The sequence below is a fragment of the Sulfurospirillum sp. MES genome (assembly GCF_000789415.1).
In the GTDB taxonomy this organism is placed as follows: Bacteria; Campylobacterota; Campylobacteria; order Campylobacterales; family Sulfurospirillaceae; genus Sulfurospirillum; species Sulfurospirillum cavolei.
In genome coordinates this window covers 1-19,273 of the sequence record NZ_JSEC01000010.1, presented here as the reverse complement: position 1 = coordinate 19,273, position 19,273 = coordinate 1, and the positions used below count along the sequence as shown (strand labels likewise).

At 42.5% G+C, this 19,273-nt stretch carries 23 protein-coding genes; 12 read left to right on the top strand and 11 right to left on the bottom strand.

All coding sequences use genetic code 11. The features are described from left to right. Positions 1-81: 81 nt before the first annotated feature. A complete protein-coding gene (locus OA34_RS10940) occupies positions 82-1,263 on the bottom strand; it encodes a sensor histidine kinase (protein ID WP_286682999.1) in 1,182 nt (393 codons plus the stop codon). Continuing rightward, entirely contained in the window at positions 1,238-1,900 is a 663-nt protein-coding gene (locus OA34_RS10935; protein WP_039675370.1) for a response regulator transcription factor, read from the bottom strand. Before OA34_RS10935 ends, OA34_RS10940 begins: the two co-directional genes overlap by 26 nt. Positions 1,901-1,980: 80 nt before the next feature. Between OA34_RS10935 and OA34_RS10930 the strand changes: the two genes are divergently transcribed. The 9 genes from OA34_RS10930 to OA34_RS10890 all read left to right on the top strand — a co-directional run bounded on the left by OA34_RS10930 (position 1,981) and on the right by OA34_RS10890 (position 9,399). After that, positions 1,981-2,367, top strand: coding sequence for a FixH family protein (locus OA34_RS10930; protein ID WP_039675285.1), 387 nt, complete (start codon positions 1,981-1,983; stop codon positions 2,365-2,367). Beyond that, positions 2,367-3,551, top strand: coding sequence for a TolC family protein (locus tag OA34_RS10925; RefSeq protein ID WP_039675283.1), 1,185 nt, complete (start codon positions 2,367-2,369; stop codon positions 3,549-3,551). Before OA34_RS10930 ends, OA34_RS10925 begins: the two co-directional genes overlap by 1 nt. Next, positions 3,548-4,534, top strand: a complete 987-nt coding sequence (locus OA34_RS10920; protein WP_039675281.1) for an efflux RND transporter periplasmic adaptor subunit — start codon at positions 3,548-3,550, stop codon at positions 4,532-4,534. The genes OA34_RS10925 and OA34_RS10920 overlap by 4 nt, the downstream gene beginning before the upstream one ends. Then, positions 4,531-7,608 carry an efflux RND transporter permease subunit gene (locus OA34_RS10915; protein WP_039675279.1) on the top strand — a complete coding sequence of 1,026 codons (3,078 nt, stop codon included), beginning with the start codon at positions 4,531-4,533 and terminating at the stop codon, positions 7,606-7,608. The genes OA34_RS10920 and OA34_RS10915 overlap by 4 nt, the downstream gene beginning before the upstream one ends. A gap of 84 nt (positions 7,609-7,692) precedes the next feature. Then, positions 7,693-7,986, top strand: coding sequence for a BrnT family toxin (locus tag OA34_RS10910; protein WP_039675277.1), 294 nt, complete (start codon positions 7,693-7,695; stop codon positions 7,984-7,986). Further along, entirely contained in the window at positions 7,983-8,189 is a 207-nt protein-coding gene (locus OA34_RS10905) for a BrnA antitoxin family protein (RefSeq protein ID WP_039675276.1), read from the top strand. The genes OA34_RS10910 and OA34_RS10905 overlap by 4 nt, the downstream gene beginning before the upstream one ends. Before the next feature lie 119 nt (positions 8,190-8,308). Beyond that, entirely contained in the window at positions 8,309-8,593 is a 285-nt protein-coding gene (locus tag OA34_RS10900) for a hypothetical protein (RefSeq protein WP_039675274.1), read from the top strand. Between the two features lie 159 nt (positions 8,594-8,752). Then, complete coding sequence (locus tag OA34_RS10895) at positions 8,753-8,983, top strand: DUF6364 family protein (RefSeq protein WP_039675272.1); 231 nt, start codon at positions 8,753-8,755, stop codon at positions 8,981-8,983. Further along, positions 8,980-9,399, top strand: a complete 420-nt coding sequence (locus OA34_RS10890; RefSeq protein WP_039675270.1) for a PIN domain-containing protein — start codon at positions 8,980-8,982, stop codon at positions 9,397-9,399. The genes OA34_RS10895 and OA34_RS10890 overlap by 4 nt, the downstream gene beginning before the upstream one ends. A 10-nt stretch (positions 9,400-9,409) precedes the next feature. Here OA34_RS10890 and OA34_RS10885 read toward each other — a convergent pair whose 3' ends face one another. Continuing rightward, positions 9,410-9,913 (bottom strand): NADPH-dependent FMN reductase, encoded by a 504-nt coding sequence (locus tag OA34_RS10885; protein ID WP_039675268.1) that lies wholly within the window; start codon positions 9,911-9,913, stop codon positions 9,410-9,412. A 99-nt stretch (positions 9,914-10,012) separates the two neighbouring features. Beyond that, positions 10,013-10,459 (bottom strand): YccF domain-containing protein, encoded by a 447-nt coding sequence (locus tag OA34_RS10880; RefSeq protein ID WP_039675267.1) that lies wholly within the window; start codon positions 10,457-10,459, stop codon positions 10,013-10,015. Positions 10,460-10,579: 120 nt separating this feature from the next. On the opposite strand from OA34_RS10880, the gene OA34_RS10875 reads away from it, so the two are divergent. Further along, positions 10,580-11,209, top strand: a complete 630-nt coding sequence (locus tag OA34_RS10875; RefSeq protein ID WP_286682998.1) for a LysE family translocator — start codon at positions 10,580-10,582, stop codon at positions 11,207-11,209. Between the two features lie 222 nt (positions 11,210-11,431). Then, complete coding sequence (locus OA34_RS10870; RefSeq protein ID WP_039675265.1) at positions 11,432-11,929, top strand: hypothetical protein; 498 nt, start codon at positions 11,432-11,434, stop codon at positions 11,927-11,929. 25 nt (positions 11,930-11,954) lie between these two features. On the opposite strand, the gene OA34_RS10865 is transcribed toward OA34_RS10870, so the two are convergent. After that, positions 11,955-12,593 (bottom strand): tRNA-uridine aminocarboxypropyltransferase, encoded by a 639-nt coding sequence (locus OA34_RS10865; RefSeq protein WP_286682997.1) that lies wholly within the window; start codon positions 12,591-12,593, stop codon positions 11,955-11,957. 232 nt (positions 12,594-12,825) lie between these two features. Between OA34_RS10865 and OA34_RS13775 the strand changes: the two genes are divergently transcribed. Beyond that, positions 12,826-12,966, top strand: a complete 141-nt coding sequence (locus OA34_RS13775; protein WP_231563891.1) for a twin-arginine translocation signal domain-containing protein — start codon at positions 12,826-12,828, stop codon at positions 12,964-12,966. On the opposite strand, the gene OA34_RS10860 is transcribed toward OA34_RS13775, so the two are convergent. The 6 genes from OA34_RS10860 to OA34_RS10835 form a co-directional block, all read right to left on the bottom strand. Beyond that, entirely contained in the window at positions 12,947-13,207 is a 261-nt protein-coding gene (locus OA34_RS10860; protein ID WP_039675263.1) for a hypothetical protein, read from the bottom strand. The genes OA34_RS13775 and OA34_RS10860 overlap by 20 nt on opposite strands. A 169-nt stretch (positions 13,208-13,376) precedes the next feature. Then, positions 13,377-14,081: an ABC transporter ATP-binding protein gene (locus tag OA34_RS10855; protein WP_039675261.1), complete on the bottom strand. Its 705-nt coding sequence runs from the start codon at positions 14,079-14,081 to the stop codon at positions 13,377-13,379. 1 nt (position 14,082) lies between these two features. Then, positions 14,083-15,219: an ABC transporter permease gene (locus OA34_RS10850; protein WP_039675259.1), complete on the bottom strand. Its 1,137-nt coding sequence runs from the start codon at positions 15,217-15,219 to the stop codon at positions 14,083-14,085. Beyond that, on the bottom strand, positions 15,216-16,346 hold the full coding sequence (locus OA34_RS10845; RefSeq protein WP_286682996.1) for an efflux RND transporter periplasmic adaptor subunit: 1,131 nt from the start codon (positions 16,344-16,346) through the stop codon (positions 15,216-15,218). The genes OA34_RS10850 and OA34_RS10845 overlap by 4 nt, the downstream gene beginning before the upstream one ends. Before the next feature lie 14 nt (positions 16,347-16,360). Further along, a complete protein-coding gene (locus OA34_RS10840) occupies positions 16,361-17,635 on the bottom strand; it encodes a TolC family protein (RefSeq protein WP_025346112.1) in 1,275 nt (424 codons plus the stop codon). A gap of 68 nt (positions 17,636-17,703) precedes the next feature. Beyond that, positions 17,704-18,363, bottom strand: a complete 660-nt coding sequence (locus OA34_RS10835) for a Crp/Fnr family transcriptional regulator (protein ID WP_039675254.1) — start codon at positions 18,361-18,363, stop codon at positions 17,704-17,706. Positions 18,364-19,273: the final 910 nt, after the last annotated feature.

The following is a 19,273-nucleotide window of genomic DNA, read 5'->3' as shown; positions in this document are numbered from 1 at the left end:
AAAATTATTAAAACAGTCAAGATTAAAATAGGTGCAAAATTTTTTAAACTCATCCAAACCATAAGTGACGAAAAAAATAAATTAAAAATAGATGCTAAACGTCGAGCCTTCGCCTTCGATGGAGCTAATTTCAAGCCTGAAATCATTGGTTTTGCAGATGGTGTTGACGATGTCCAAACCGATACCAAAGCCGCCTTTATCGCTGTTGGCGCGTTTATAGCGTTTGGTGATGTCGTCTAGTTTAGAGCTTGCTATGCCGATGCCGTTGTCTTTAACACTCAGTTTTTCAAAGTCGAGTGTCACTTCGATGCTTCCTTCAAAACGGTTGTATTTGATGGCGTTTGAGAGCAGGTTATCGATGAGTTTGATGAGGCTCTCCTCGTTTACATGTAAAGATTTTTCGCTCAGGTTTAGGGTTAAGTCGATCTGTTTACTTGCCATTAAATCCGCAAAGTATTCGAGCCTCTGGGCGATGAGCTTTTTCACATCGACATCGCTTTTGTCTTCATTTTGTTTGTCGTGCAGAAGCATGTAGCTGAGGTTACCATAGAGTGTTGCAATGCGTTTGGCACTCAGTTCGATGCGCTTGCGTTTTTTTTCATCCACATTTTTGAGCGTTCCGATGCTCATCAAAATCGCCGTAATGGGCGTGTTAAGTTCGTGTGTTGAGTCTTTGATGAAGGTGTCCAGATGGTTGATCTCTTCTTGAATGGGTTTGAGAAATTGTTTAGCGAGGACATAACCCAAAACGGTGGCAAAGGAGAGGCTAAGTAAAAAGTAGAGTAGCACTTGGGAGCGAAGAAGGTTGATGGCATTGGAAATGTGAGCGTATTTGAGCACGATGGTGTGAATGCCCAGATGTTCTTGGCTACTCTCATCGCGCGCGTAAAAACTGTCATTGGCAAGGTAAAACGTTTTGGTAAAATCTACAGGCTCTGAAAAGCTTACATGTAAAGGTGCGTTGCTCTCTCCAAAGAGTCCGAGTTGGTACGCTTCTTCTAAACCAAAACACGTCTCTGCGGGTTTTTCTTCAAGACATTTTTGAAGCGTGTCATCTTCCATCATGTGCGCGGTGACGATTTTGTGCGCGATGGAAGAGGCGACGGCGCGCATTTTTAGGGCATAGTTTTCGTGTAGATTTTTGATCTCGATGGTGTAAAACATCCACGCGAGCAAGCAGATGAACGCGTAAATAGAGCCAAGATAGATGAGTAAAAACCTCGCAAGCGAGCGTTTTTCATAAGCACTTAAAGCGATAACCAACTCCTTTGATATTCTCTATAAGACCTTCAAGTCCGTAACTGCGCAGGTTTTTGATGTAGGTGCGCACGGTTGCATGGGTCGGCACTTCATCAAATCGCCACACCTCTTCGATGATCTCCTCAAAACTGAGCATGCGGTTTTGATGGGAGAGAAAATACTCCAAAAGCTGTGCCTCTTTTTTGCGAAGTTTGTACAACGTCTCAGGCGTGAATATTTGATAGTTCTGCGGATCGTAACTGATGGTTGAAGAGAGTTTTAAAAGTACGTTTTCTTCAATGTGGTGCAACTTTTTCGTGCGCTCAATGCGCACTAAAAGCTCTTCAAGTTCAAACGGTTTTTTGAGGTAATCCTCCGCTCCCAACGCAAAACCTTTTTTCACATCGCTGATTTGATCCAGTGACGTGATGAAGATAACGGGCGTGGTAATGTGGGCGTTTTTAATCTCGCTTAGGAGTTCAAAACCGCTCAAACTTGGGACATTGATGTCAAGAAGCAAGAGGTCAAACTTATGCTCAAAAATGGCATGAAGTGCCTCTTTGCCGTCAAAAAAGAGCTTTACATGTAAACCATGTTCCACTAAAAACTCTTCGATAATTTCGCTAAGAATGGGGTCATCTTCTAAAAGTAGGATTTTCATAAGAGGCATTATACACGCATTCCACAAATATTCCACACACGCCCTCTATACTTCCCTTATAACTTTACAAGGAGTGCGTGATGAAGAAGATTTTAGGTGTGTTTTTAGCGGTGGCGTTGAGCCTTAGTGCGGCTTTTGCGGCAGATGCTTTGTCTAAAAAAGGAATGGCTGGCAGTTTAGAGGTGGAGTACAGCAGTGAAAAGCCTCTAACGCAAGGCATGAATATGATCAACATCAAAGTCAAAGAGAACGGCAAAGAGATCAAAGATGCAAAAGTGAGCGTCACCGCTTCGATGCCGGCGATGCCAGGGATGCCAGCGATGGAGCAAAGCTCTGAAGCGATGTTCGTCAATGGTGCGTATATGGCGCATGTGGTGTTTTCAATGAACGGTACATGGCAAATCAGCATTGTCATCGAAACAAATGATGGCAAAAAACAACGCTTAAAATCAAGCGTGAACCTCTAATGAAACGCATCGTTTTAATGCTCGTAGCCCTCGCGGGCTACGCTTTGGCGCAAAGCGAATTGACCTCATTAGCGTATGAGCATAACTATGAGCTAAAGGCACTCGAAGCTGAGGTAAGTGCGCTTGAAAAAGAGGTTGATATAAGCAAGATTTGGGAAAACCCTATGCTCTCTCTTGGGGTAAACGACATCTTTTTAAATGAGCCTCTCACCCGAAATAAAGAGATGCAAAATGAGGCGATTTCTCTTTCCCAAACAATCCCAACGGGTGGAAAGCTGGACATCAAAGCGTCGATTGCCATGCAAGATGTGGCGATCAAAAAGTTGGAACTAAGAGCCAAAAAACTGGAAATGCAACAAGAGATCGGTGTGTTGGAGCAAAACTACATTCGTATCAACCAAGACTTAGCATTAGTCGCTAAGTATGAGAAAATCTTAGAAGACCTCAAAAACGCTCACCTCTCGTATAACACCACTGCCGCGCACTATGTCGATACGCTGAACAATACGATTTTGCAAAAAAATCTTGCCATCGAGAAAAAGACATTGCTTCGTGACAAAGCGTCCATAGAGCGAAAGTTAGAGAGCATCATCGTAGCACCAGTCCCTGAAATGAGCGGACATGAGGGCTTGTTGCCTTACACGCTCAGTGATGAAGAGAAACTCTTAGAAAAGACGCCAAAAATTCAGATACAGACTTTGCAAAGTGCCAAAGAACTGCTCAATCTGCGTTATGAAAAAGCGAACAAAACACCCGATGTCACGGTAACGCTAGGGTACAATCGAAGACAAGGCAGAGACGACTACGCCTTTTTAGGTGTCTCCGTACCGCTTCCGATTTACGGCAAAGAAAACGCTTCCATTCAAAAAGCCACGCTCACGCATTTCGCTTCGGAGCAAAGTGTGCTTAACACACACAAACAGCTGCTATTTGAGCTAAAAGACGAGCTTCTAAACAAAGAGCTTCAGTACGACAAACTCTCCCTTGCGAAAGAGGTGTTGCACGAAAATGAAAAGATGTACGAAGTGCTTCAAAGTACCGCACTGTCTCAAAACGACGCACTTTTGAGCCTTTTAAATGTCCTCACCCAGATGCTTGAAGCGCAAAAGCAGATCAACGCTTACCGTTTTGCGTATAATGAGTCTATCATCAAAATCTACACGCTTTTAGGAGAGCCGCTATGAAATTGACCACCTTTTTTTTAACCGCACTTTTGTGTTTAAGCGCGCCACTAAGCGCCAAGCAGGCTTTCAATGTCAAAACTGTCGAAGTGAAAAAAGTCCTTGAAGGCTCCGCAAAAGAGTTTTACGGCTACACCAAAGCCAATGAAGAGAGTGTGAAAGAGATCGCGCTTCGTTATGACGCGTTTATTGAGCAACTTTATGTGAATAAAAACTTTTTACATGTAAAAAAAGGCGAACCGCTTGCAAAGCTCTATTCGCAGGAGATTTACACTGCGGAGTTGGAGCTTGTAAACGCTGGACGCATCAAAAGCGAGAGCATGGTGCAAAGCATCACGCAGAAGCTCAAACTCTTAGGGGTTGATGAAAAAACGATTGCGAAGATTAGCGCGGAGAAAAGTGTGCCTGAGTCCATCACGATTTTCTCGCCTTACAACGGCATCGTAACGCAAAAAGCGGTCAATCAAGGCGCGTTCGTTCCCAAAGGCGCTAAACTCTACGAGATCAGCGACTATACGAACTTATGGCTCATCGTCAAAGTCTATGAAAAAGACTTAGAATTCGTCAAAAGTGCGCAAAATGCGGACATCTTTTTTGATATGAGTTCCAAACCTTACAAAGCCAAAATCGATTTTATCTACCCTAAGGTTGATCCGCAAACCAAAAGCGTGGATGTGCGTTTGGTGATCGAAAACAAAGAGCTTGAAATCTACGAAAACGCGTTTGCTAAGGCACGTTTTGGAACCGCCAAGCGTGAGTACCTAGCCCTTCCAAAAAGTGCGGTGATGACTAAGGGTGCCAAGACGAGTGTGTTTGTCAAAGGCGAATTTGAAGGCGAGTATGAGCCTAGAGAGATCGAAGCCAAACGTCTTAACAACGACACTTTTGAGATTCTCTCTGGGCTTAAAGAGGGCGATGTGGTGGTTGCCAACGCGCTTTTCATGTTTGATGCCGACGCGCAAAACAACGGTGGAGCAATGCAATGATAGAGTCTATCATTGAAAAAAGCGTCAAAAATAAAGCGCTTTTACTGATCGCTTTGCTGATCGCCGCATTTGTGTCGTTTTGGGCGATCAAACAAACCCCACTCGATGCTCTGCCAGACCTCACGCCACCGCAGGTCATCGTCAACGTCAAGTATTTGGGGCAGTCACCCAAAATTATCGAAGATCAGATTATTTATGAGCTGACCAACGCCCTTTTGGCGACTGCCAAAACTAAAACGGTGCGCGCCTTTACCTCGTATGAAAATGCCATCGTTTACATCATCTTTGAAGAGGGAACAGACCTGTACTGGGCGCGCGATAGAGTCAATGAAGTCATCCAAAATGTCTCCAAAAATGCCCCTAAAAACGCGACTATCAAGCTAGGACCTGATGCGACGGGCATTGGTTGGGCTTACGAGTATGCGCTTACGTCTAAAAATAGAAGCCTAGATGATCTTCGAAGCATTCAAGACTATCTTTACCGCTACGCACTTTTAGGTGTTGAAGGCGTGAGCGAAGTGGCGAGCGTGGGTGGTTTTGTGAAAGACTATGAAGTCACCTTGCGTCAAGAAGCGCTTTACAAGTACGACCTGAGCATCGACGATCTGATGAACGCACTGTCTAAAAACAACAACGATTTGGGTGGGCGCGTGGTGCTTGAAAATGGCTTCGAGCAGATCGTTCAAGCAAGGGGATTTGCGCGCTCATTGGACGAGATAGCGGGCATTACCATCAAAACGGTGAATGGCATTCCACTCAAACTTTCCGACATCGCCGATGTGCGTGTGGTTCCAACGTATCGAAGCGGCATGGCAGAACTCAACGGCGAGGGTGAAGTGGTCGGCGGTGTCGTCGTCGTGCGTTACAAAGAGAACGCGTACAAAGTCATTCAAGCGGTCAAAGAGAAGCTAGAATCTTTACATGTAAACGATGTGGAAGTGGTCACGACGTACGATCGAAGCGATCTTATCACCAAAGCGATCAATAACCTCAAACGTGCCCTTTTGGAAGAAAGCATCGTCGTTTTGGCGGTGGTGATGCTTTTCTTGCTTCACTTTAGAAGCGCTTTGGTTGTCATCATCGTTCTACCTCTTACCATCGCTTTGACCTTTTTGTGTATGAAACTCTTTGGGTTGGAGTCAAACATCATGAGCTTAGGCGGCATTGCCATTGCCATTGGCGCGATGGTCGATGCGTGCATCGTGATGATCGAAAATGTGCATAAAAAACTCTCACATGGCGAAGTCAAAGATGAGGCGGAGCGTAAGGCGCTCATTATCACTTCGTCGAAGCAAGTCGGTCGTCCGATCTTTTTTGCGCTTTTGCTCATCGTGGTCAGTTTCTTGCCCATCTTTGCGCTCAGTGGTCAAGAAGGAGCACTTTTTAAACCATTGGCGTATACGAAAACCTTTGCGATGCTCATCGGCGCGGTGCTTTCCATCACCTTGGTTCCACTTTTGATGCTCTTTTTTGTTAAGGGAAAAATCCTTGAAGAGCATAAAAATCCGCTCAACCGTCTGTTTATCTGGCTGTACGCACCGCTTTTAAAACTGCATATGCGCTTTTGGTATGTGGCGATTGCGGCATTTGTTGGCTTTTTGGTGCTAGGGTATCACACGTTTACGAAACAGCGTTGGGAATTTATGCCTCCACTCAATGAGCAGACCTTTATGTACATGCCGGTCACTCCTTTTGGCATCAGTGTTGAGCTTGCCAAAGAGTACGCGCAGCAAAGCAATGCGATCATCAAAAGTTTTCCAGAGGTGGAGAGTACCTTTGCCAAATCAGGGCGCGCCGAGAGTGCGACAGACCCCGCTCCACTTTCAATGATCGAGACGATCATACAGCTTAAACCCAAAGAGCAGTGGAGGGCGGGTATGACGTACGAAAAGCTTCGAGATGAGATGAATGAGGCGTTACAACTGCGAGGGTTGACCAACTCATGGACGTACCCGATCCGTGGGCGCATCGACATGCTTATCACAGGCATACGCACACCGCTTGGCATCAAACTTTACGGCGACAATGACCAAGCGTTGGAAGAAAATGCGAACAAGATCGCCAGTGTGTTGGCAAACTATGCGGGGACGAAAAGTGTTTTTGCGGACAAAGCCAATAGCGGTTACTACTTGAATTTAACGCTGAAACCTGAAAATATTGCCGCGTATGGGCTTACGAAAGAGGAAATCCTAAATTTTGTCGATAACGCCATCGGTGGTTCAAAAGTGAGCACGTTTTACCAAGGCATCGAGCGTTATGCGATCACGCTCAGGCTGGAAGAGCAGAGTCGTAAAGACCTTAATGCCATCAGCGAGCTGACCATCAAAACGGCGTACGGTTTTCAACGCCTTGGGCACTTTGTGGAACTGGGTTACGACGTGGGTGCGAGTGAACTCAAGTCCGAAATGGGCAAAAAAGTTAACTACATCTACATCACGCTCAAAGAGGGTTTTTCGTCCAAAACCTATAAAGAAGAGGCGAGCAAAATTCTGAAAGAGAGCGTGGAGCTTCCAACAGGTTTTTACATCGGCTGGGCAGGGGAGAGCGAATACTTGGAAAGTGCCATGGAGCGCTTGCAGTTCATTCTGCCTTTGACACTGCTCATCACGTTTATGCTCATCTACTTAGGACTTGGCTCATTTAAAAATGCACTTTTGGTTTTTTTGACCTTACCGCTTGCCGCGGTGGGTGGTTTTTTGTATGTGGACTACTTGAATTTCAATCTTTCCATTGCCGTCATTGTAGGCTTTTTAGCGCTCATCGGCATCGCGGTGGAGACGGCGATTGTGATGATCATCTATCTTGAAGAAGCCATTTTACATGTAAAAGAAAGAACGGCAAAAAATATTCAAGAAGCCATCTTTGAAGGCGCTGTCTTAAGGGTGCGCCCCAAACTGATGACCGTTTTCGCCATCCTTGGTGGACTTTTACCGATTATGTGGTTAGATGGTGTCGGAAGCGAAGTCATGCAACGCATCGCCGCTCCGATGATCGGCGGTGTGGTGAGTTCAGCGATTTTGACGCTTTTAGTCATTCCTGTTTTGTACTATAAGATGCAGAAAATTGAGGAGTAAGAGAGTTTACATGTAAGGATTTTTCCTTACATGTAAACGTATTTTCTTCTTGACATATCATGATAATATCATTACAATATCTACATGAAAACGCTCACATTTGAATGGGATCAGACTAAAGCAGCATCAAACTTCAAAAAACATGGCATCTCATTTGAAGAAGCCAAAACTATTTTTGACGATGAAAACGCAAGGTTGATACTTGATCCTGACCATTCCGAAAATGAGGAGCGATTTATCTTGTTGGGTATGAGTTACACCCTCAAAATTTTGACGGTTGTTCATTGTTACCGTGATAATGAAGGTGTCATCCGAATCATCTCGGCACGAAAATCAACCAAAAATGAAACAAAACAATATAAGGAGTTTTTACCATGAAAAAAGAGTACGATTTTAGCCAATCTGTTAAAAATCCTTATGCCAAAAAGGTTAAAAAACAGATTTCACTCAATGTTGACATTGAAACCATTGATTATTTTAAAGCGTTAGCTACCAAAGTAGGGATGCCGTATCAAACGCTGATTAATTCATTTTTGATGGACTGCGCTCAAAGGCATGTTGAGCCTAAAATTCAGTGGTGAGTTGGAAGGCAAAAAGTTAAAAGTTTAGCTCTTTATTTTATATTCAATATAAAGTAAAATTTGCTTTATATTAAAAAACACAGTAATATTGTTGTCAAAAAATTAGGAAAATATATAAAATGAATTGGAAAAAGATATTAATTTTTGTGGCATTGATTGCATTGTGTATCCTCTTTTTAGCAAAGAAATTAGTTTTAGTTGATAAATCAAGCACTTGGGACGAAAATACAAAACTGAGTATCAGCTTACGATGTGCTTTAACCGCTACAACAGATCAAGAGAGAAAAAATATAGATTGCTGTGCTCAAACTGTTATCAAAAATATTGCACAAGAAGAATATTTTAAATCTGGTGATAATAGTGCCATGTTGATTCAAAATGCTATAAAAAACTGCAATAAATAAAGGGAGAAAAGTTTTAAGCTAGTCCTAACTCCTAATTCTAGGCGAGCTAAATTTTTAACTTTTTATTAAACCGTTCTCAGATAATCTCTTCCCCTTTTGACACAAAACAAAAAATACCGTATAATAATCAAAAATATATACGACTAACAGGAGCGGAAAATGAGTTCGAAAATAACGCTTTACACCGATGTGCAGTTGATCGAAAGTATGAAACTCTATGCAAAAAAGCACAACACATCCGTTTCCAAAATGGTCACGCAGTTTTTTGAGTCTATCTTGAAAAAAGAGGAAAAAACTGCGCCATCTTCTAAAACTTCACAACTTCGGGGTATTTTAAAAGGAGCTGGGGAAGATGAGTATTTGGCGCACTTAGAGAAGAAATACTTATGAGAGTTTTACTCGATACAAACGTTGTTTTAGACCTACTTTTAGACCGTGAGCCTTTTAGTGAGTTGGCGCAAGCGATCTTTTTAAACGTAGAATCAAAACACGTGGAAGGCTTTTTATGCCCCACGACACTTACCACGCTTTACTATCTTTTAGGTAAACATCTCGATAAAAAACAATGCAATCAAACGATGGAAAATCTGTTGGCTCTGTTTGAGACAACCCTCCTTACCAAGCCCGTTTTGGTCGATAGTGTGCGAAGTGTTGGGAGTGACTTTGAAGACAGCGTGATTTACACCAGTGCAAAACATACCAAGATAGACGTCATCGTCACACGCGACACAACAGGCTTTAAAAACTCAGCCATCAAAGTGATGTCGCCTCAAGAGTTTTTGATCTTTGTCGATGCAAACTCGTAATAACATTCTATTACCTCTGTGAAATCCCCACAAATTGGCTTAAAATTCTTCCCAAGCTTTCCTCTTCGATCGGGGTGTCGTAGGTGGCGATGATTTCTCTGGGGGCTACGATGGCACCGAGTTTGGAAAATTGCGTGCGCATCGCGTTGCACACGTCGTTACCGCCGCTTCCCGAATGCGTGGCGAGTTGAACGTATTTGAGCGCAAAGAGTTCGCGAAAACTCTCGCCGCTTCGAGAGAGCCATGCGATGATGTTGGTTAAAACGGGCGGGATGGAGTAGTTGTATTCGGGTGCGACGATAATGTAGCCGGTCGCTTTTTTCATCGTTTCGGATAGAGTAAGGACGGCACTTGGAATCCCATGAGCGGCTTCTTTGTCGGTGTCGTACATCGTAACGTTCAAATCGACCACGTTAATGATTTCGCTTTTGAGGTGCATCGCTTCTAGCGTTTGTCGGATTTTGCGTGCTAAGTTCATATTTTCATTTAAACTTGCGACTAAAATGGTGTACATGTTCAATCCTTCTTCGTAAAATAGAATACAAACATTGTACTCCCGCTAGGTCATGGCGCAACTAAACTTTGTGCGTAATCGTTTTTTTAAAGGTTTCTTTTAGCGGTTTTGCCTTTCATTGACGTCTCTTTGACGAAGGATTTCCGCCGTTTCTGTATCGATGACACTCATACCGATGGGTGCTAACGAGATGATCGCAAGCTTTACATGCTGGATAGCAAAAGGAATGCCGATGATTGTAATCGCACACGCAAACGCGGACATGATGTGACCGATAGCCAGCCAAAAACCCGCAAAAATGAACCAAAGTATATTGCCGATAAGCCCCCATGTTCCGGTGCCGATATCCTCTTTTTGATGGAGCGTTTTACGGCTGATCGCCTCTTTGCCGAAAGGGAAAAAGGTAAACTGAGCGATGACGAAGCAGGCTTTCGCCCACGGTATACCCACGATGCTCACGAGTGCGAAAAGTCCGAAAAAACACCATGCCAGTCCCATAAAAACGCCGCCGAATAAAAACCAGATGATATTGCCTAAAAGTCGCATAGGATTGCCTTTTGTTTTTGCGTATTGTAGCAAAACTCAAACCTAACATGTCGGTACGTTTTTTAAACGTTTTTTCGTGTCGATCTGGGGTATAATGCCCTTTTGATTAAAGGATTTTACGTGATTTTCGCAGTTGATTTTTCGATTATGGCGCTTTTTCTTCCTACCTTCTTTTTTGTCTCCGTAACGCCCGGGATGTGCATGACGCTTGCGATGAGCCTTGGTATGAGCATCGGTCTGAAACGCACGTTTTACATGATGGCGGGTGAGCTCATCGGTGTGGCGATTGTTGCACTCTCTTCGGTTATCGGCGTTGCGGCGATCATGATCAACCATCCTGATATTTTTACGATTTTTAAGTACGCAGGCGGGCTTTACCTTGGGTATTTGGGTGTGCAACTCTGGCTAAACCGCGGCAAGATGGCGCTCACGGAAATGCACTGTACACCAAGCATTTCCGCTTTTTCGCTTGCGGCGCAAGGCTTTATCACCGCCATCGCCAACCCCAAAGGCTGGGCGTTTTTCATCGCGCTTTTACCGCCGTTTATCAACCAAACCAAACCGCTGATACCGCAAGTATCGGTGCTTTTGGCGATTATCTTGGTCTTGGAATTTATCTGCTTGATTATCTACGCAAGCGGCGGTTCTACGATGCGGAAGTTTTTACAAAAGAGCAACAACGTCAGGCTGATGAACCGCGTTGCAGGGACGTTGATGCTCGGCGTGGGCGTGTGGTTGGCGTTTGGTTAAGAGCGAAGTAAGGTGAAAGTGTGTGTCGAATTGACAATAAACTTCTTGCAAAACGCATTTTGCAAGAAGAAAACGCACTCTTTAGAGCTTTGCTTTAAAGACGTGCCAAGAGTTCTGCAAGAACTCTAATGAGGGTTTGTTTCAATGAGATGCGTGCGTATGAAAATACGGAGTATCGGCTATAAGAAAGTTTTTATTATTTCATCAACATAAAGGGCGAGTATGCAAAGTTCCTCTTCCGAAGACGCAAAAGCGTTCAATACCTTAAAAATCCTTTGGTTTACGATGTTAAATGCCCTTTTCGTGTACGGGGCGATTTGCTATTTTCTGATGGCGTACACCGCCTACAAACCGCGTTATACGCCCGAAGTTTTGCACACGCCCGTCTTTTTAGGATTGACGTGGCTTACGGTGATTTATGCTCTTTCCGTGACGGTTTTGGCAATCGGCATGCTACACTTCAATCGTGTTTATAAAGCGTTGGTTGCTTCCATGAAAACACAAACGTTTGAGAGTGAAGAAGCGGCATCGGCGTTTTTTAGAAAAGTCTATACGACGCAGATGTTCATACACTTGGCGATTTTTGACGCCGTCGCGATTGTAGGGCTCGTCGTTTTTATGCTGACGCTCGATTTTTCGACCTTGGTCAATCTCCTCATTATCGCTTCGGTCGGTTTTTTCTTCGTGATGCCAAGCCAAGCCAAATTTGCCTACCGTTAAACCAAACGCCCTTACGCTACGTTTTTCAGGTACGAAGGTGCGCAATACGCTTTAGTTGATACTCGACCATTGCGTGAAAAGGCGTTAGAAATGTTTCAAGTTGTGCGGGCGCGATCGTTTCGATTTGCCATTGCGTCAGAAGCTCCAAAACCCTTAACGCGGACTCGATCGTCGAGAGGCAATAGGGCGAGGGTTGCTCTTTGATCTTAAATTCCGAACGCTTCGTGGCATCAAAACTGATGTGCGAAAGTCCATGTAAATTTTGGCTCTCACGCATCATTTTGAGCGAACACGCCCATGTCGAATCGATGAGAAAAATCGCCATGGGTTTCTTTACATGTAAAGATTTTGTAGCGAGCGGATTTTGACGGCTGAGGTTGATCGCGTGCTTGGAGGGGTAAAGAATAAAACTCTCATGCGTCGCGATAATCTCATTAATGCGAGCATTGTCGCTAAAATCAATACCCATAAAAAGTTCAGAATTGGGCAAAGAGAGATGCGTGAGTCGTCCAGTCCCGTTTTTGGTCTTTTTAAATTCTTTGGGATGCATTAAAACGATGAACTTGGTTTGCGTCTCAATCGCGCGAACGTAAGCACACATACACGAACTTTTCGGTCGGTAACAGCGGTAACACTGCTCCCGATCTCCCTCAATCGTCGGCATCGGCTTAAATCCTTACATTAATATGAATACTAATGATACACCATGAAGCCAAACGGCTCGTTTAAGCCTTTGGCAGAACAATATTTTCGCGCTCCTTTTCATAATTTCGTGTGACATGTAACACTCTTTTTTTGATTCTACTCTTTTGAAACTATCTCACATTAAATCTCACGATTAATCATTAGAATTAAGTTAGAAATAAAAAAACACTATTTCAAAAAGGAGTATTACAATGAGTAGTAAAGAGACGATGTCTCGAAGAGACGCTTTAAAATTCGGAGCTTTGAGTACGGCGGGTTTGGCGATGTTAAGCGCGAGTAACGCCATGGCGGCGGCTCCCACCGAAAAAGACGTTAAATTTGGGTATCGCTAGTTTTGATTTTCGAAGTCTCTCCCGTAGCGTTTGTTGTCCAATGGGCAGACCAATTTTGAACAAAAAAGTCACTGAGCTTGTCATAAAGTATTTTTTTTGTACTTTCATTGCTCGGTAGATTGAGCGCTTTAATGATGGAGTCGATAACATTTTTTTGCTCCGTGGGCATTGAACTCACAGAATCTAATGCAAGCACATTGCAGAAAAATCCCAATAAAAGTGACATCAACAATTTAAGCATACTTTTTTCTCCTTTAGTTTAGATTTTTATTATAACAAATGCATTTTGATAAAACAAGTTCAAAAATTAAGAGAGAGCATGAGGTTTTGTGTCAGAAAAGTTTTTACATGTAAAGATAGTTCGCTCCTCTTTTTATGTCCTCGTGCTCTCTAAATTGTCGTCGTTAACATCACGATTTGGGCTCTTCGGTCACAAATCCATCATTCACCCGAATAATTCGATCAAATAACGGAATCATCCTTTCATCATGCGTGACGACTAAAATGGCAACGTCTTGTTCGGTGGCAAGTTTTTTCAGTAAATGCATCACAGAAAGAGCTCGTTCTGCATCCAAGGCGGCTGTGGGTTCATCGGCTAAAATGATTTTGGGATTATTGGCCAGAGATCTTGCGATGGCGACGCGTTGACTTTGTCCGCCTGAAAGTTGTGAGGGCATCGCGGTGAGTTTGTTTCCCACCCCCAAATACTCCAACAGCTCTTTCGCTTTAAGAGTCGCTTCTTTGGTATTCGTCTTGTTCATCAGCGGAACAAGTGTTATGTTTTCTTCGACGTTTAAAAAGGGGATGAGATTGTGCGATTGGAAGATAAAGCCGATTTTTTGACGTCGCAATTTCCGTGTATCGTTGATGCGCCAGTGTTGATCATATATGAGTTCACCATCCAGATATAATTTCCCCTGCGTTGGTTCCGTGATGCACCCTATCATGGTGATGAGCGTTGTTTTACCCGACCCACTGGGGCCTAAAAGCGCAACGGTTTCTCCCTTGAAAATTTCAAATGAGCATTCTTTAATGGCCATAACAGCATTTTCGCCTTTTCCATAGGTTTTTGAAAGCTGTTCTACTTTAATGACACTTGGATGTGATGATGGCATATTACCCTCCAATGGCGCTAGCAGGATCAATTTTGAGCGCTGAACGCACGCCAAAAAGTGAACCTAGGATACTCACGATGATGACAATCACCAAAAGGCTGAACGCATCAGCACTCATTAAAATAGTTCGTTTGGGAAATAAATCCATTAAATTGTGTGAGAAAATCATGCCGGCGATAAACGATAAGATCCCTAAAAGAACGGATTGTTGCACAATCATTTTGACAATCTCTCCATTGGAAGCACCGATGAGTTTTAAAATGGCGATTTCCTTGATTTTGCCCATAGTCATGGTGTAAATAATGAGTGAGATAATCACGGAAGCGACGAGCAATAAAATCACGGTAAACATGCCGATCTGTTTGGCGGAACGTTCGATGAGATTTTTGGTTAAGAGCGAGGATTGTTCCTCTTGGGTAAAGACCTTGACATGTTTCCATCGTTCGATTTCTTGCCCGATTGCTTTGAGATCCGCACCTTCTTCCACGGTTGCAATGACTGCGTTGATGGTTGTTGTGTCGGTTGCTTTAGTACCTCTGGCACGATCATTGCGAATTTGTTCATTGCTCGATAAAAATTGAAGTTTTTGTGCATCAGGCAGTGAAAAATAGACCATCAAATCGCCGCTAGACGAGACTGCATCTTTTGTGATGCCGACGACATTAAAAACATCTCTACCAATGACAATTTCATCATGCAATTTAAATCCCGTTTTTTTATCAACGATTATTTCAAAATGATTTGCAAGAATCGGTCTGCCTTCTACAAGAAGATGCGGTGTGTAAAAAGAATGAATATCATACCCCATCGCAAAAACGCGTATGGGCTGATTGTTGCGGTAAAGCTGAAGGTTTTGAAAGGTAAGGGCTGAGACATCTTTGATGCCTTCAAAGGCTTTGATTTGGTATTTGACATCTTCATGCAAGCGCGAATTTTCAGCAAAAGGACCTAATGTGTCTTGTTGCGCAATCCATAATTGGGCTTGGGTGTCTTTGAGTAAAACATTGGCATCATCCACCAACCCTCGATAAACCCCAATCATAATTAAAACAACGCCCAAAAGCATTCCAATGCCTGCAGATGTTGTGAGAAATTTACCCAGAGAATGAGCGATGTCTCTTTGTGCTAAACTAATCATAATTTAATCCGCATACCTTCCGTTATATCGCGTCCCGCAGGTACAAGAATGGTGTCTTTCTCCGTTACGCCTTCGGTGACTATGATGAGACCATTGGCACTGATTGTCTGAAAACTTAGCGGTTTAAAATGTGCATGTCCCTCGTTGGCAAGCCAAACACCTTTGACACCTTGATGTGTTGTAAGCGCTAAAAGCGGAAGGGTTAAGACACGGGTATGCTGTGCCAGCTCAATCGTCGCTTCCGCCCGTTCTCCCACGTAAAGAGGGTGTTGTGGCTGATCAAACGCAATGTCAACCTCTCGCTCTTCTGTGATGCGATCACTCTCGAGCCCAATGCGCGCGATGTGCCCACGATAAGGCGTTGAAGAGTGTGAACGTAGGGTAATAGAAGCAGATTGGCCTACATGTAACGTTCCGCTTTGTCGTTCATTGATGTAGATTTTGACCCAAATGGAGTTTGGATTGATCAGCCGAAAGACGGGTGAGCCCGAAAGAACCGTACTTCCCACTTCGGCATCACGCGAAAGAACGACCATGGTCTCAGGGGCTTTGAGCGTAAGATCTTCAATTTTAGCGTTGCTGTTTTTTACCAGAGCCTCATTGCGCGCGATATCTGCTTGCATAAGACTCACTTGCCACGTTGCATTTTCCATTTGAGCTTTGGCGCTTTGTTCGGCTGAAAACGCCGTATCTAACTCCGCTTGTGCCACGAAACCTTCTGAAATGAGATGTTGATAGCGAATCAGTGTTGTATGCGCTAGCGTATATTTGGCTTCCAAATCTTTAAGGAGACTTTGTTGGGAAAGCAGTGACATCTGGCTTTTTTTCATCGCCATCAAAGCTTCTTCTTTGGATGCGAGCAGATCCGAAGGATCCATCACCGCAAGCGCCTTCCCTTTCACAACGATTTCGCCTTGATCGGCAAAAAGAGAGAGCACTTTGGCTGTTGTTTTAGGTGCTAAAACAATCATCTCTTTCGCTTCTATCGTTCCAACCCCAAACGCTGTTTCATTCACATCTTGAACAATGGGTGAGATCGAAGCAAATGTAATTTTGGGTAGATACACTTTAAAATAAAAAAAGCTTCCAATCGCCATAATCGCCACTAAAATCAATGTATTTTTCATAACAGACGCCCTGTTCATAGGGAAGCTCCTTTGGGAATAAGTCTTTTAATATGGGCTAAAGAGGCTATTTTTTGCAACATAGCGGCACTTTGAGCAATGGTGGCATTGTCGTAAGCATGTTGGGCTTCAAGCACTTCAATGTACGTGGCTAACCCCTCTTTGTAACGCCCTTGGGTAATGGCAACGGTTTTGGAAAGCGCCTGTGCTGCCATTTGCTTAGCCTCAATGGTTGTATCTAATCGTTTTGTATCTAAAATGGCTTCATACAACTCTTGCCAAAGCGTTAATTCACGCGCTCGCAATGCTTCTTCTGCCACTAAAATACCGACTCTATCTTTTTCGATTTGATGGGAAATCCTCCCGCCGGTTAAAAGAGGAATGGAGGCTTTAATGCCAATTTGATTGCTTGAATAAGAGGAGATGGAGGTATCACTACCCAAAGAACCCGCGAAAAGAATGGTGCCATAATTTTCTGCTTTGGATGATTCATAGAGTGATTGACTTTGCTTGATTTTAGCGCCTAAGGCTTCAAGTTCAGCGTTATACTCTTTGAGCATCTGTCGCCACTTGGTATCGGGGAAAGAGGGTAACGTGGTGTGCGAAAGTGCTGTAAAATCATCTTCAATACGAATGTCCTGTTCTAAAAAGCCAGTGAGCATGCTCAGTAAATGGGTATATTTACGCTCTTCATTGCGACTGGTTTCCAGTAAATCTTTGGCGTCCAGCAACGAAGCATAAAAACGTTCGCTATCGGCTTCGGTTTTGAGTCCCACAGTTTTCATTTGACGCGATTGATCGTAGAGTGCTTGGTAAAAGGCAAGAGAGAGGGCATTGGCCGTGTTGACGCGTTGAAGGTATGCCAACGAATAGTACGCTTGCCAGACTTTTTCACCCAGCAATGCTTTGGCATTTTCATTCAGTGCTAAAGCAGACTCTGCATCTTGTTGTGCCGCATTTATGCGTTTTTGTGTACGACCAAAATCCCACAACGTATAGGTCATCGTCACATCTAAATGCGTTGAAAAATGATCCCGTGTTACAAAATTGCCATTGTTTTGTAAAACGAGTGTTTTGGTGGGGTAATATTCCGCATTCACGCTAAGCTCAGGATAGGTGGCCGCTTTTGTGATGCCAAGCGTTTCATATGCCATGTTTAATTGATACAGCGCGAGTTTAGCATCGGGATGCGTTAAAAGCGTAGCATCAATCGCTTCTTGCAGTGAAAGTGTTTTTCCAAACAGCGTTTGCAGTGTCAAAAAGATTAAAATAACGGTTCGCAATAATGTCATTATAAGCTCTCCTATCTTTTACTCTAAGGCATTATACATTATGCCATTTGTCCTTGACTTGATATGAATCAATTTTGCACAATGGTACGATAATAGGTTTGAAGAGCTTCTTTTTTTTGTAAAGTGATGATGTGCTTTGTGTCAATATGTATAAATCCTAAAGATTTAAATTTTGAAAGCATGCGTGAGAGTGTTTCGGGTGTTGTATTGAGGATGGAAGCTATTTCGATTTGTTTAAGTGTTTGAACAAGAGGTTCATGATCGAGTAAAAATTTTGCAACTTTCGCTTCTGTATTGATACTAATTTCATTATGAATGACATTTAAAAAAACTCTTTGTTTTTTTGTGAGAGATTTGATGATATAAAGGTTTAAGATAGGATTGTTGAGCATCTCTGTTTGAATAGGGGAAAAATTTATTTTAAGCACTTCTCCTTCAGTGACAAATTGAGCGGTGTTAGGATAAGGACTCTTGGCATATAAAGCGTAATCTCCAATGATTTCTCCAGGCTGTGTTAAAAAAAGAATGAAAATGTGGTTTGCTTTGGCGGTTGTTTGATACACTTTAAGCGTACCTTTTAGAAGAATGTAAAGATACTGTGGCCTTTCGCCTTCATAAAAAAGTATATCATCAGATGTATATTTTTTCAGCGTACAATATTTTTTTATTTTTTCAAGTTCAGTGCGATTGAGATGTGAGAAATAAGGAAGATTTTCAATACGAATCATTGTAATTCTTTTTTGACGATGAATTTTTAAAAATATATAACTCAACTTTCGCACATAGAAAATCGTAAATTTCCTATATAAAAGTTTCCTCAAATCCCATAAAATAGGCACTTTTAGCTATAATAATATCGACTAAAACACCATTATAGAAGGCTTTTTCTCAAAGAGAGTGCAAGCACAAGATGGGACTTGACAATTTTATCGAAACAGCTATGAATTATGTTCATTATTAATAAAAAGATATCAACTTTTATGAAATACAGTAGCGATAGCTATAAAAAAGATGTTTATTATAGACTTTTGAAAAATGGTCGTTATAATTGGAGAAAATTATTACTTTTAACATCTGTAAAACTCTTATCTAAAACTTGTGCATTTGCAAAATCCTACTGATACAAAGGTTCTTATAATCGATGATACTGTTGAGATAAACAGAGGTAAGTTTATAGGAGAATCGAATTTATGAAGCTTTAATAGCTAGAATAACTCTATCATTCCTTGCTTATAATCTAACAAGCTACATTAACCGAATCAATAATGAACCACAAACTCTTGGTAATCTTTTTAGAGATTTAGAATGTCAACTTGAAACCTTAGCAATATGAATCGAAATATTCCTAAAAATATTAGAACAATTGATTAAAAACTAATGAACATGATGAACTATTAGAAAAATGGAATGACAAACTTGTTCAGTGGCAGAATGTTAACAAAATTTTACACTGAACAGCAAGCTATCAGAGAAGTCAACCGTTAGTTTCTAAACCTCCTACTTTTGGAACAAAAAACACCAAATGAGTTTTTTCTGTTCCTCAAAGTGTTCAAAAAGTAAAAAATGTAAAGTTTCATAAACCCTGAGGAAACTTTTTATATAGGAAATTTACGATTTTCTATGTGCGAAAGTTGAGTA

What these genes read in the sequence shown, in the direction of transcription:
- OA34_RS10935 (WP_039675370.1), bottom strand. Translation starts at nt 1,900, where the DNA reads ATGAAAATCCTACTTTTAGAAGATGACCCCATTCTTAGCGAAATTATC.
- OA34_RS10930 (WP_039675285.1), top strand. Translation starts at nt 1,981, where the DNA reads ATGAAGAAGATTTTAGGTGTGTTTTTAGCGGTGGCGTTGAGCCTTAGT.
- OA34_RS10925 (WP_039675283.1), top strand. Translation starts at nt 2,367, where the DNA reads ATGAAACGCATCGTTTTAATGCTCGTAGCCCTCGCGGGCTACGCTTTG.
- OA34_RS10920 (WP_039675281.1), top strand. Translation starts at nt 3,548, where the DNA reads ATGAAATTGACCACCTTTTTTTTAACCGCACTTTTGTGTTTAAGCGCG.
- OA34_RS10915 (WP_039675279.1), top strand. Translation starts at nt 4,531, where the DNA reads ATGATAGAGTCTATCATTGAAAAAAGCGTCAAAAATAAAGCGCTTTTA.
- OA34_RS10910 (WP_039675277.1), top strand. Translation starts at nt 7,693, where the DNA reads ATGAAAACGCTCACATTTGAATGGGATCAGACTAAAGCAGCATCAAAC.
- OA34_RS10905 (WP_039675276.1), top strand. Translation starts at nt 7,983, where the DNA reads ATGAAAAAAGAGTACGATTTTAGCCAATCTGTTAAAAATCCTTATGCC.
- OA34_RS10900 (WP_039675274.1), top strand. Translation starts at nt 8,309, where the DNA reads ATGAATTGGAAAAAGATATTAATTTTTGTGGCATTGATTGCATTGTGT.
- OA34_RS10895 (WP_039675272.1), top strand. Translation starts at nt 8,753, where the DNA reads ATGAGTTCGAAAATAACGCTTTACACCGATGTGCAGTTGATCGAAAGT.
- OA34_RS10890 (WP_039675270.1), top strand. Translation starts at nt 8,980, where the DNA reads ATGAGAGTTTTACTCGATACAAACGTTGTTTTAGACCTACTTTTAGAC.
- OA34_RS10885 (WP_039675268.1), bottom strand. Translation starts at nt 9,913, where the DNA reads ATGTACACCATTTTAGTCGCAAGTTTAAATGAAAATATGAACTTAGCA.
- OA34_RS10880 (WP_039675267.1), bottom strand. Translation starts at nt 10,459, where the DNA reads ATGCGACTTTTAGGCAATATCATCTGGTTTTTATTCGGCGGCGTTTTT.
- OA34_RS10870 (WP_039675265.1), top strand. Translation starts at nt 11,432, where the DNA reads ATGCAAAGTTCCTCTTCCGAAGACGCAAAAGCGTTCAATACCTTAAAA.
- OA34_RS10865 (WP_286682997.1), bottom strand. Translation starts at nt 12,593, where the DNA reads ATGCCGACGATTGAGGGAGATCGGGAGCAGTGTTACCGCTGTTACCGA.
- OA34_RS13775 (WP_231563891.1), top strand. Translation starts at nt 12,826, where the DNA reads ATGAGTAGTAAAGAGACGATGTCTCGAAGAGACGCTTTAAAATTCGGA.
- OA34_RS10860 (WP_039675263.1), bottom strand. Translation starts at nt 13,207, where the DNA reads ATGCTTAAATTGTTGATGTCACTTTTATTGGGATTTTTCTGCAATGTG.
- OA34_RS10855 (WP_039675261.1), bottom strand. Translation starts at nt 14,081, where the DNA reads ATGCCATCATCACATCCAAGTGTCATTAAAGTAGAACAGCTTTCAAAA.
- OA34_RS10850 (WP_039675259.1), bottom strand. Translation starts at nt 15,219, where the DNA reads ATGATTAGTTTAGCACAAAGAGACATCGCTCATTCTCTGGGTAAATTT.
- OA34_RS10845 (WP_286682996.1), bottom strand. Translation starts at nt 16,346, where the DNA reads ATGAAAAATACATTGATTTTAGTGGCGATTATGGCGATTGGAAGCTTT.
- OA34_RS10840 (WP_025346112.1), bottom strand. Translation starts at nt 17,635, where the DNA reads ATGACATTATTGCGAACCGTTATTTTAATCTTTTTGACACTGCAAACG.
- OA34_RS10835 (WP_039675254.1), bottom strand. Translation starts at nt 18,363, where the DNA reads ATGATTCGTATTGAAAATCTTCCTTATTTCTCACATCTCAATCGCACT.